General features: G+C 72.4%; 13 protein-coding genes. 9 read left to right on the top strand and 4 right to left on the bottom strand.

Going from position 1 to position 10,064, the window contains the following annotated elements:
- Positions 1 to 19 precede the first annotated feature (19 nt).
- Together FHX46_RS19400 and FHX46_RS19395 are read right to left on the bottom strand one after the other, a co-directional pair.
- Positions 20 to 589, bottom strand: a complete 570-nt coding sequence (locus FHX46_RS19400; protein ID WP_167121567.1) for a TIGR03086 family metal-binding protein — start codon at positions 587 to 589, stop codon at positions 20 to 22.
- Between the two features lie 88 nt (positions 590 to 677).
- Positions 678 to 1,019, bottom strand: a complete 342-nt coding sequence (locus FHX46_RS19395) for a DUF1330 domain-containing protein (protein ID WP_167116983.1) — start codon at positions 1,017 to 1,019, stop codon at positions 678 to 680.
- Between the two features lie 164 nt (positions 1,020 to 1,183).
- Here FHX46_RS19395 and FHX46_RS19390 point away from each other — a divergent pair, with 164 nt between their 5' ends.
- Positions 1,184 to 2,302 (top strand): NDMA-dependent alcohol dehydrogenase, encoded by a 1,119-nt coding sequence (locus FHX46_RS19390; protein ID WP_167116980.1) that lies wholly within the window; start codon positions 1,184 to 1,186, stop codon positions 2,300 to 2,302.
- A 39-nt stretch (positions 2,303 to 2,341) separates the two neighbouring features.
- Here the strand turns inward: FHX46_RS19390 and FHX46_RS19385 are convergent, their stop codons facing one another.
- On the bottom strand, positions 2,342 to 3,214 hold the full coding sequence (locus FHX46_RS19385) for an exodeoxyribonuclease III (RefSeq protein WP_167116977.1): 873 nt from the start codon (positions 3,212 to 3,214) through the stop codon (positions 2,342 to 2,344).
- A gap of 145 nt (positions 3,215 to 3,359) precedes the next feature.
- Here FHX46_RS19385 and FHX46_RS19380 point away from each other — a divergent pair, with 145 nt between their 5' ends.
- The gene (locus tag FHX46_RS19380) at positions 3,360 to 3,884 is read left to right on the top strand and encodes a DUF4232 domain-containing protein (protein WP_167116974.1); all 525 of its coding nucleotides are present in this window, start codon (positions 3,360 to 3,362) and stop codon (positions 3,882 to 3,884) included.
- A 659-nt stretch (positions 3,885 to 4,543) separates the two neighbouring features.
- Here FHX46_RS19380 and FHX46_RS19375 read toward each other — a convergent pair.
- Positions 4,544 to 5,266 carry a carboxymuconolactone decarboxylase gene (locus FHX46_RS19375; RefSeq protein ID WP_167116971.1) on the bottom strand — a complete coding sequence of 241 codons (723 nt, stop codon included), beginning with the start codon at positions 5,264 to 5,266 and terminating at the stop codon, positions 4,544 to 4,546.
- Positions 5,267 to 5,360: 94 nt separating this feature from the next.
- On the opposite strand from FHX46_RS19375, the gene FHX46_RS19370 reads away from it, so the two are divergent.
- The 7 genes from FHX46_RS19370 (at position 5,361) to FHX46_RS28890 (ending at position 9,877) form a co-directional block, all read left to right on the top strand.
- Positions 5,361 to 5,981, top strand: coding sequence for a TetR/AcrR family transcriptional regulator (locus tag FHX46_RS19370; protein WP_167116969.1), 621 nt, complete (start codon positions 5,361 to 5,363; stop codon positions 5,979 to 5,981).
- A 39-nt stretch (positions 5,982 to 6,020) separates the two neighbouring features.
- Positions 6,021 to 6,521, top strand: a complete 501-nt coding sequence (locus FHX46_RS19365; protein WP_167116966.1) for a winged helix-turn-helix transcriptional regulator — start codon at positions 6,021 to 6,023, stop codon at positions 6,519 to 6,521.
- A gap of 53 nt (positions 6,522 to 6,574) precedes the next feature.
- Positions 6,575 to 7,081 carry an SRPBCC family protein gene (locus tag FHX46_RS19360; RefSeq protein WP_167121566.1) on the top strand — a complete coding sequence of 169 codons (507 nt, stop codon included), beginning with the start codon at positions 6,575 to 6,577 and terminating at the stop codon, positions 7,079 to 7,081.
- Positions 7,081 to 8,130, top strand: coding sequence for an LLM class flavin-dependent oxidoreductase (locus FHX46_RS19355; RefSeq protein ID WP_167116963.1), 1,050 nt, complete (start codon positions 7,081 to 7,083; stop codon positions 8,128 to 8,130). Before FHX46_RS19360 ends, FHX46_RS19355 begins: the two co-directional genes overlap by 1 nt.
- Positions 8,131 to 8,265: 135 nt before the next feature.
- Positions 8,266 to 9,468 carry a cytochrome P450 gene (locus tag FHX46_RS19350; RefSeq protein WP_167116960.1) on the top strand — a complete coding sequence of 401 codons (1,203 nt, stop codon included), beginning with the start codon at positions 8,266 to 8,268 and terminating at the stop codon, positions 9,466 to 9,468.
- 38 nt (positions 9,469 to 9,506) lie between these two features.
- Positions 9,507 to 9,734: an antitoxin gene (locus tag FHX46_RS19345; protein ID WP_167116957.1), complete on the top strand. Its 228-nt coding sequence runs from the start codon at positions 9,507 to 9,509 to the stop codon at positions 9,732 to 9,734.
- Entirely contained in the window at positions 9,731 to 9,877 is a 147-nt protein-coding gene (locus tag FHX46_RS28890) for a PIN domain-containing protein (protein WP_279589475.1), read from the top strand. The genes FHX46_RS19345 and FHX46_RS28890 overlap by 4 nt, the downstream gene beginning before the upstream one ends.
- Positions 9,878 to 10,064: the final 187 nt, after the last annotated feature.

Below are 10,064 nucleotides of genomic sequence, written 5' to 3'. Positions count from 1 at the left end.
GGCAGCCGGCGCTTCCGGTTCAGGCGGCGCGGCCGAGGAACGCCATCAGCCGGGTCTGGGCGTCCGCCCCGTCCGGGGGCGGCACCTCCGGTCCAAAGAAGCCGGGCCGCCGCACCACGTGGGCGCGGGCCCAGTCGTCCGCCAGGGCCACCAGGTCCGCGTCCACCCGGACGTCCATCCCCAGTGCGTGCCCGATGTCCCAGGTGTGCGCGATGGTGTCGGTGATGATCAGCGGCACCACCGCGGCCAGCGGTACGTCCCCGATCCCGGTGATCCGGATGGGTCGCGCAAGCGCTTTCCCGGTCAGCTCGGGCATCGAGGCCGCCCGCGCGGCACGCCAGGCGGACACCGGATCGTCCCCGGTCAGCGCGCCGGGGTGCGGCGAACCCGGCGCGCCCGCGCGGTCCGGGTCGGCCTCACCGGTCGCCCACGACCGCATCTGCCACTGGCCCCAGATCAGGTGCCCGGCGACGTCGCGCACCGACCACTCCGCGCACCTCGACGGCGCGTCCCACCGGCCGGCCGGCACCGCCGCCAGCACCCCGTCCAGCCCGTCCTGCGCGCGCCGGTACTGCTCCAGCACATCCATCGGCTCCACCGTGAACTCCTTTCCCCGCGATGACCTCCCGAGGACGAACGGCGGGCGCCGGACTCGACACCCCGGTGCCGGCCGCGCACTACGTCAGTGCCGCACGCATGGCTCGTCCCATCGCGGCCGAGTCGTGCCCGGGCCCGACCCCGTCGACGATCAGCAGGTCGCCGTCGATGTGGTCGGCGCGCAGCGGCAGGATCGCCTGGTAGGCGGGGGAGTCGTACCAGGCGCGGGCGTCCGCCAGGGTGGGGAACTCGATGATCACCAGGTGGCCGGGCCAGCTGCCCTCGCGGACCTCGACGGCCGCGCCGTGCACGACGAACCGGCCGCCGAACGGGTCGAGCGTGGCCTGGATGCGCTCCAGGTACTCGCAGACGTCCGGGTGCGGCTCGGCGGGCATCAGGTGGGCGAGTGCGTAGGCGGTCATGGCGTCCGTCCTTTCCGTCGGTGTCCACCCGATCCTCCGGAACAGCCGGAGCAGCGTCCATTACCTGCGGGGTAACGGCCGGGCGTGCCCCTGGGCTCCTTGACGACAATTAGAACCTGTTCTACCTTCGCCAGGTCGGCGTCTGGTCAAGGTGAAGGTGGGCAATGATGCGAACCCGTGCGGCGGCGCTCCTCGAACAGCCGGGCAAGTGGCAGATCGTGGACATCGACCTGGACGAGCCGAAGGAGCACGAGGTCCGGGTGCGCTTCGCCGCGGCCGGGTTGTGCCACTCCGACGACCACGCGACCACCGGGGACATGCCGACCCCCCACCTGCCGCTCATCGGCGGGCACGAGGGCGCGGGCGTCGTCGAGGAGGTCGGCCCCGGGGTGCGTGACCTCGCCGTCGGCGACCACGTCGTGGCTCAGTTCGTGCCCTCCTGCGGGCGGTGCGAGGCCTGCTCGTCCGGCCGCGGCAACCTCTGCGACCTCGGCATGTACGCGCTCACCGGCTGCATGACCGACGGCACTTACCGGGCGCACCTGGACGGCGCCGACGTCGCCCAGATGACCATGGTCGGCACCTTCGCCCAGCACGCGATCGTGCCCGAGTACTCCCTGACCAGGATCGACCCGGGCATCCCGTTCCCCGTTGCCGCGCTGTTGTCCTGCGGTGTGCCGACCGGCTGGGGCTCGGCCGAGTACGGCGCGGAGGTCTCGGCCGGCGACACCGTGATCGTCATGGGCGTCGGCGGCGTGGGCATGAACGCGGTGCAGGGCGCCCGGGCGCGGGGCGCCGCGCACGTCATCGCGGTCGACCCAGTGGCGTCCAAACGGGACAAAGCCCTGGAGTTCGGCGCCACGCGCGCGTTCGGGGACCTCGGCGAGGCCGCGGACTTCGCCCGGTCGGTCACCAACGGCCAGGGCGCGCACTCCGCGATCGTCACCGTCGGCGTCACCACCGGTGAGCACGTTGCCCAGGCGGTCAACGCGATCGGCAAGTTCGGCACCGTGGTGGTGACCGGCATCGGCGACGTGCGGGACGAGGGCCTGCCGATCAACCTGTGGGCGCTGTCGATGATGCAGAAGCGCATCCAGGGGGTGATCTTCGGGATGGGCACGCCGTCCTACGAGATCACCCGCCTGGCGCGGATGTACCAGGCCGGCACGCTAAAACTGGACGAGCTGATCACCACCACCTACCGGCTGGACGAGATCAACCAGGCGTACGCCGACATGCACGCCGGGCGCAACATCCGCGGCGTCATCCTGCACGACGGCTGAGCGTCCTGCGCACGTCGCGCGTGCCCTGACCGATGGCGATCACTTCGACTGCGGCAGGGTGACCCGCCCCCGCCGTGCCCGGGGCGCGGACGGGGGCGGAACCACCGGGCCGATGTCGCCGTCCGGGGCGTCGTCCAGGTCGACGATCACCGGCGCGTGATCACTCGGCCCGGTGCCCTTGCGGGCGTGCCGGTCGACCCACGCGGCCGCAACCCGGCCCGCCACCGGCGCCGACGCGAGCACCAGGTCGATGCGCATCCCGAGGTCCTGGTGGAACATCCCGGCCCGGTAGTCCCAGTAGGTGAAGACGCGTTCGGACGGCCAGCGGTCCCGGATGACGTCGCGCAGGCCGAGTCCGGTCAGCTCGGCCAGCGCGGCGCGTTCCGCGGGGGTGACGTGGGTGTGGCCCTCGTACGCCGCGGGGTCGAAGACGTCGGCGTCGGTGGGTGCGATGTTCATGTCGCCGCACAGCAGGACCGCCTCCGGCCCGCCGGCGACGACGTCCCGCAACGCCGCGAGCCACGCCAGCTTGTACTCGTAGTGCTCCGACCCGGGGGTGCGGCCGTTCGGCACGTACAGCGAGTGCACGCGCACGCCGCCGCAGGTCGCGGCCACCGCGCGGGCCTCCGGGTGCGGGAAACCGGGCGCGCCGGGCAGGCCGGTGACCACGTCCGCCAGCCCGGCCCTGGACAGGATCGCGACCCCGTTCCACCGCGGTTCCCCGGCCAGCGCCACCTCGTACCCGCGCTGGGCGAGCTCGTCGCCGAGCAGCTCGCGGAACGCCTCGTCGGCCAGTTTGGTCTCCTGCAGGCACACCACGTCCGGGCGCCGCTGGTCCAGCCACGGCAGCAGCCGCGGTATCCGCTGTTTCACGGAGTTCACGTTCCAGGTCGCCACGCGCACGTCGTCCACGCTAACGCCGCCGGCCGCGATCCGCCGGGCCGGCCGGGGTTGCCTCGTTGCGGCCAATCCCACACCGGCGCACCGCCCCGTCGCCGTGAGCGTCTTACCGGATGTAGGTGGACGAAGTGAATCGCTCACTTGAAAGGGGAGATCGATGAGGAGTGCCGGGATGGTGTGCCGCACGGGGGCCGTGGCCGTCGCCGCGGCGGCTGTCGCGACGGTGGCCGTCGGAACCGCCCAGGCGGAGTCGGCCGTTCCGCGGTGCACGGACACGCAGCAGGTGGACAGCACGCTGAGCTACGGCGGTGCGGCCGCCGGCACCCGTGGCGGGTACTTGCAGTTCACCGCGAAGCCGGGGGCGGCCTGCGTGATCCCCGGTGTGGTGCCGGTGGGTCTGGTCGGGGCGCACGACGTGCTGGTCGCCAACGACGCGCCGGCGGACTCGCCGGCGGTGTACCTGCGCGACGGTGCCTCGGCCTACGTGCAGCTGACGTGGACCGTCGTCTCGCCCGAACGGCAGCAGACACCGCTGGCCGTCACGGTCGAGCCGGAACACCCGGAGGACCGGGGGATCACGGTCACCTGGACGCTGGGCCCGGTCGACGCGACGCCGGAGAGCCACTCGATCCACGTCGGACCGGCGACGCCGGGGGCAGCGCCCGCCGGGCCGGCCGCCTGAGCGCCGCTGACCGTTCTCCCGGTGGCCGGCACGCCACCGGGAGAACGGTCAGCCGTCGACGAGCAGACCGCGCACCGGGCGATCAGCTTTCGGTCGTCGGTGGCGACGTTGACCTCGCTGTCCTTGAACAGCGAGTGCTCGTCGAGGTTCGCCGGCGCCGACGACGTCCCGGGGCGGCGATCGGGAGGGGCCGGTGGAATCGGGCGAGAGCGAGCCGGCGCTGCGGGCACGCCGGTGGTCCGACGCGATCGCGACGCTCGTCGGCGCGCGCACCGGCTGGCGGCGCAGCGCACGAGCCGCCGCGCCGTCGTGCAGCACGAGATCCGGTCCGCGCCACCCGGCCCGGGGAGTCTCGTCCTGGTCGTCGTGTGCGAGGAAGCGCAGGGTCTCCTGTCCGTGGACCGGATCCCCGGGGTCACCGTGCTCTGCGAGTTCGACGGGGAACCGGGCGGGCTGCCGGAGCGGTGGGAGCGTGCCCCGCGGCATCGTCCCGCTACCGCTTCCGCTGTCTCCCGTTCCACGAGGAGCTGCGGATCGAGACGACCCCGCCGTTCCGGTGGATCACCGGACCTGGCCGGCCGCCCATCGCCGCCGCGGGCTGGGCGCCGCCCGCGCGGTGACGCCCTTGCCGGCCACGTCGCCGGCACGGGCACCGATGGTCAGTCCTGTGCGGCGAACAGGGCGTTGAGCGCCTTCCACGCCTGCCAGGTCCGGGTGACGCCGAACTGCGAGTTGAAGCGCAGTGCGGCGCGGACGTCGTCGCGGGAGGCGCCGCCCCGCAGGGCACGGCCGACGTGGGCCTGGAAGGTTTCCTCCAGCGTCTGGTAGTGCACGTCGATGCTCAGGCTCGCGAAGCCGCGCTCCCGTTCGGACAGCGTGCCGGGGCCGTGGCCCGAGCGCATCCGCGACTGCATGTCGAAGTGCTCGAGGAAGTGGTCGTCCAGTTCGGACAGTTGCGCGCGGACCACGGGCGGCAGCGGGCTGGGTGCGGCGCCGGGGCCGGTCGTGACCAGATCCTCGCTCAACGGTTCGGCCGCCGGTTGCGGAACGCCGTGCTCGGCCTCGAATTCGGCCAGTCGTTGCAGGCCCGCGGTCGCCGCGTGGTAGCCGCAGTCGTAGGAGATGAAGCGCAGCAGGGCCCGGATGTCCGCAGTGGACACGCCGTGGTCGAGGCCGGTGCGGACGTGCGCCTCGAAGGCGAAGCCCAGGCTCGCCTGGCAGACGTCGGCGACCACGCACAGGAAGGTCTTTTCGCGTTCGGTCAGCTCTGGGATCGCCCGTGCGTGCCTGGCGGTGGCACCGACCATCTGGGCGAACACCGGATCCCGTGCGGCCAGTCGCTCCAGGTTGCTGCCGGCCGGCGCTTCGGTCGTCGTGCTCAAGGGAACTCCTTTGGCTGAACAGCTGTAGGGCTACAGCTGTAGTGCGAATGACACTACAGCTGTAGCCCTACGTTTGTCCAGCTACAGTGGTCCGGTGACCGGACAGACCTCGAAACCCCGTCGGCGGCCGAACGCGCGCGGGCAGGGCGAGCTGCTGCGCGAAGAGATCGTCACCGCGGCCGCGGAAATGCTCGAGGAGCTCGCCGACGACGAGGCGTTGTCGCTGCGGGCGGTGGCGCGCGCGGTGTCGATCGCGGCGACCTCGGTCTACCTGCACTTCCCGGACCGCGACGCGCTCGTGTTCGCGGTGTTGCAGCGCTGCCACGAGCAGCTCGTGGAGGCGGGCGACGTCGCGGCGGCGGCCGGTCCCGACCCCGCGGCCGCACTGCGTGCCCGCATTCTCGCGCAGGTCGCGTGGGCCGGTGAGCATCCCGGGCTCTACAAGGTGCTCCACGAAAGCCGGGTGCACCGGCGGATGGGGATGCCGTTCAAGCAGGTGCTGGTCGACCGCACCACCGCCGCCGTCCAGGCGTGCATGGACGCCGGTCTCGCCCCCGCCGACGACGCGGCCACGGTGACGATCGACCTGCGCACGGCCGTCAACGGGATGCTGGCGCAGCGGATCAACGAGCCCGACCTGCCGTGGCCGCCGGCCGACGAGCAGATCGACCGCTTCCTCACCAAGCTCGTCGGCATCGCGCCGCCACGCCGCTGACCTGGACAGTTCCGCTTCGCAACCGGCTACGCTGGCCGCATGCAGAGGACGTCGTTCGCGAACTGGCCGTGCTCCATCGCGCGCAGCCTGGACACCTTCGGCGATGCCTGGACGCCCCTGGTGCTGCGGGAGGCGTTCTACGGGATCCGCCGGTTCGACGACTTCCAGCAGTCCCTGGGCATCGCCCGCAACACGCTCACCGACCGCCTCCGCCGGCTCGTCGCGCAGGGTCTGCTGGAGCGCCGCCCCTACCAGGACGAACCCCGCCGCCACGAGTACCTGCTCACGGACAAAGGCCGGGACTTCTTCCCGGTGCTCGCCGCGCTCGCGCACTGGGGTGACCGGTGGCTGGCCGGGGACGAGGGCGCCCCGATCACCCTGCACCACGACACGTGCGGCCACGACACGCACGGCGAGGTGGTGTGCGCGCACTGCGGCGAGCCGCTGCGTGCCGGCGAGGTCGCCATGCGGATGGGCCCCGGCTACCCGGAACGGCTCAGGAGCAGGCCGGACGTGCCGAACAGGTTCTTGACAAGCTAAGTCTCGTTAAGCAACTGTGGTGGCCGGACCCGGTGACGAGGAGGACGGCCGCGATGGAGTGGACGGGCGCGCGCTACGCGGACACCCCGACGGTGGAGGTGCGGACGTGGGTCGCCGCCCCGCCGGAGCGGGTGTGGGCGCTGGTGACCGACATCGGGCTGATGCCGGAGATGAGCGAGGAGCTCCAGTCGGTCGAGTGGCTCGACGGCGCGACCGGGCCGGCACTGGGCGCGCGGTTCGTGGGCCGGAGCCGGCACGAGGCGCTGGGGGAGTGGGCGAGCACGTCGCACGTCGTGGAGCTGGAGCCCGGGCGGGTGTTCGCCTGGGCGGTCGCGGACCCGGACCGGCCCAGTGCGCTCTGGCGGTTCCGGCTGGACCCGCGCGACGGTGGCACGGAGCTGTCGCAGTGGATGCAGCTGGGACCGGGTCCTTCCGGGCTGTCGCTGGCGATCGAGCGGATGCCGGACAAGGAACAGAAGATCGTCTTCGTGCGGCTGCGCGAGTTCGAACGCAACATGGCCACCACGCTCGAACACCTCAAGCGGCGGGCCGAAGGCTGATGCGCACGGCGACGACCGTCGAGGCCTCCAGCGGCTTCGGCGAGGTCGCGGACTTCGTGGTCGAGGCGGAGAAACTCGGCCTCGACGTCTGCTGGGTCGCCGAGGCGTGGGGCTCCGACGCACCGTCCACTGTGGGCTACCTCGCCGCGCGCACGGAACGGATGGTGCTCGGCACCGGCATCATTCAGGTGGGCACCCGGACACCGGTCGCCGTGGCGCAGACCGCGATCACACTGTCCAATCTGTCCGGTGGCAGATTTCTGCTGGGCCTGGGCGCGTCCGGCCCGCAGGTGATCGAAGGGCTGCACGGGGTGCCGTTCGCCCGGCCGCTGATCCGGGTGCGGGAGACCGTGGAGATCGTCCGGCGGGTGCTCGACGGCGGCCGGATCAGCTACGACGGGGCGGCCTACCGGATCCCGCTGCCGGGTGGCGAGGGGGTGCCGATGCGGCTGTCGATGCGCGCCGAGCACGAGATCCCGGTGTACCTGGCGACGCTGTCCCCGGCGATGCTCCGGCTGACCGGGGAGATCGCCGACGGCTGGCTGGGCACGAGTTTCGTCCCGGAGGGCGCCGCGCGGGCGTACTTCGCGCACCTGGACGACGGGCTGGCGCGCGCCGGGCGGTCGCGGGCCGACCTGGATGTGTGCCAGGGCGCCGAGGTCGCGTTCGCCCGGGACGAGGACGCGCTGCGGGCGATGGTGGCCGGCCGGAAGAAGGAGCTGGCGTTCAGCCTCGGCGGCATGGGCTCGGCCTCGGCCAACTTCTACAACCGCGCCTACAGCAGGCAGGGCTGGGCCGAGGTCGCGGCCGAGGTGCGCGAGCGGTGGCAGGCCGGGGACCGGGACGGCGCGGCCGGGCTGGTCACCGACGACATGGTCCTCGCCACGACGCTCATCGGGACCGAGCCGATGGTGCGCGAGCGGCTGCGGGTCTGGCGGGACGCCGGGGTGGACACGGTGCGCCTGTACCCGGCGGGGGACGGCCTGGACGCGCGGCTGGCCACCCTCGGCAAGGCCATCGAGCTGGTGCGGGAGGCCGGCACCCGCTGATTCGCGGCGTGCCCGCCAGCGCGGAGTGTGACCGGCGGCTACGGCGATCGGGGGCTTGCGGCCGCGGCGCCGGGTCAGTCCAATGGTCTGGACAGAGGTGGGAAATCCACCGGTTCACCCGCCGAGGAGTTGCTGATGACCACCGCGGAACCCCGCAGCTACCCGTTCGGCGAGCCGGAGCGGCTGGACATGGAGCCGTTGTTCGCCGATCTGCGTGCGAACCAGCCGCTGGTCCGGGTGCGGTTGCCCTACGGTGAACCGGGCTGGCTGGCGACCCGGTACGAGGACGTCAAGGTCGTGCTCGGCGATCCGCGGTTCAGCCGGGCGGCGAGCCTGGAGCACGACGAGCCGCGCATGCGCCCGCAGCGTTCGCTGCCCGGCGGCATCCTCAGCATGGATCCGCCCGACCACAGCCGCCTGCGCAGGCTCGTCATGAAGGCCTTTACGGTGCGGCGCATCGAGCAACTGCGACCGCGGGTGCAGGAGATCGCCGACGGTCTCGTCGACGAGATGGTGGCCACCGGCCCGCCGGCCGACCTGGTGGAGTCCTTCGGGCTGCCGGTGCCGGTGACCGTGATCTGCGAGCTGCTCGGCGTCCCCTACGCCGACCGCGGCGACTTCCGGTACTGGTCCGACGCGTTCCTGTCCACCACGAAGTACCCGCCCGAGGAGGTGCAGGAGTGCACCGGGCGCATGCGGGCCTACCTGGAGGGCCTGATCGCGCAGCGGCGGGCGCAGCCGCGCGACGACCTCCTCAGCGGGCTGGTCGCCGCGCGGGACGACGAGGACCGGCTGTCCGAAGAGGAACTGGTCATGCTCGCGATGGGGCTGCTGGTCGCCGGGCACGAGACCACGGCGTCGCAGATCCCGAACTTCGTCTACACCCTCCTCGGGCACCCGGACCAGCTGGCGGTGCTGCGCGCGGACCTGAGCCTGGTGCCGAAGGCGGTCGAGGAGCTGATGCGGTTCGTGCCGCTGGGGGTCGGTGCCGGCTTCGCGCGGTACGCGCTGGAGGACGTCGAGCTGGGCGGGGTGACGGTGCGGGCCGGGGAGGCGGTCCTGCCCGCGCTCGCCTCGGCGAACCGCGACGAAAACGCTTTCCCCGAGCCCGACCGGCTGGACCTGCGCCGCCGGGACACCTCGCACATCGGGTTCGGGCACGGCGTCCACCACTGCCTCGGCGCCCCGCTGGCCCGGATGGAGCTCCAGGTCGCGCTGGGCACGCTGCTGCGCCGCCTGCCCGGCCTGCGTTTCGCCGAGGGCGACGCGGGCGTCGCGTGGAAGGAAGGGATGGTCACCCGCGGGCCGGAGCGGATGCTGCTCACCTGGGACCAGTAGCGGTGTGCATCTTGATGCAGAGGTGTCATGATGCAAGAGTGCGCACCACCATTGATCTGCCCGAGGAACTGCATCGGCAGGCGCTGTCGATCGCTCGCGACACGTCCCGCACGTTGAGCGAGATCGTGGCGGAGCTCATGCGCCGGGGGCTGGGCCAGGGGAAGGTGCCGGGGGTGACTCAGAGCCCGTCCACCGGCTTGCCGGTGGTCAGCCTGGGCAAGGTCATCACGACCGAGGACGTTCGTGCCCTGGACGACGATCAGTGACGCACCTCCTCGACGCCAACGTGCTGGTCGCGCTGGTGGTGGCCGACCACGTGCACCACCGGTCCGCGGAGGCGTGGTTCACCGAGAGCGAGGACACGTTCGCCACCTGCCCGATCACCGAGGGCAGCCTGATCCGCCTGTAGCTTCGGGAAGGGCAGACCGCGGGCAGTGCGCAAGCGGTACTGGCAGCGTTGCGGCGCAGCGACCGGCACACGTTCTGGCCGGACTCGGTTGTCCTACGGCGAGGTGCTGTTGGACGGTGTCTTCGGGCACCGTCAGGTGGCCGACGCGTATCTCGCGCATCTGGCGCGGAGTCGGGGCGGCCGCCTG

The organism is Amycolatopsis viridis (assembly GCF_011758765.1).
Lineage (GTDB): Bacteria > Actinomycetota > Actinomycetes > Mycobacteriales > Pseudonocardiaceae > Amycolatopsis_E > Amycolatopsis_E viridis.
The sequence above is the reverse complement of the archived record's forward strand: the minus strand, read 5'-3'. Positions and strand labels throughout refer to the sequence as shown.

What these genes read in the sequence shown, in the direction of transcription:
- FHX46_RS19355 (WP_167116963.1), top strand. Translation starts at nt 7,081, where the DNA reads ATGCGCACGGCGACGACCGTCGAGGCCTCCAGCGGCTTCGGCGAGGTC.
- FHX46_RS19350 (WP_167116960.1), top strand. Translation starts at nt 8,266, where the DNA reads ATGACCACCGCGGAACCCCGCAGCTACCCGTTCGGCGAGCCGGAGCGG.
- FHX46_RS19390 (WP_167116980.1), top strand. Translation starts at nt 1,184, where the DNA reads ATGATGCGAACCCGTGCGGCGGCGCTCCTCGAACAGCCGGGCAAGTGG.
- FHX46_RS19395 (WP_167116983.1), bottom strand. Translation starts at nt 1,019, where the DNA reads ATGACCGCCTACGCACTCGCCCACCTGATGCCCGCCGAGCCGCACCCG.
- FHX46_RS19400 (WP_167121567.1), bottom strand. Translation starts at nt 589, where the DNA reads ATGGATGTGCTGGAGCAGTACCGGCGCGCGCAGGACGGGCTGGACGGG.
- FHX46_RS19360 (WP_167121566.1), top strand. Translation starts at nt 6,575, where the DNA reads ATGGAGTGGACGGGCGCGCGCTACGCGGACACCCCGACGGTGGAGGTG.
- FHX46_RS19380 (WP_167116974.1), top strand. Translation starts at nt 3,360, where the DNA reads ATGAGGAGTGCCGGGATGGTGTGCCGCACGGGGGCCGTGGCCGTCGCC.
- FHX46_RS19365 (WP_167116966.1), top strand. Translation starts at nt 6,021, where the DNA reads ATGCAGAGGACGTCGTTCGCGAACTGGCCGTGCTCCATCGCGCGCAGC.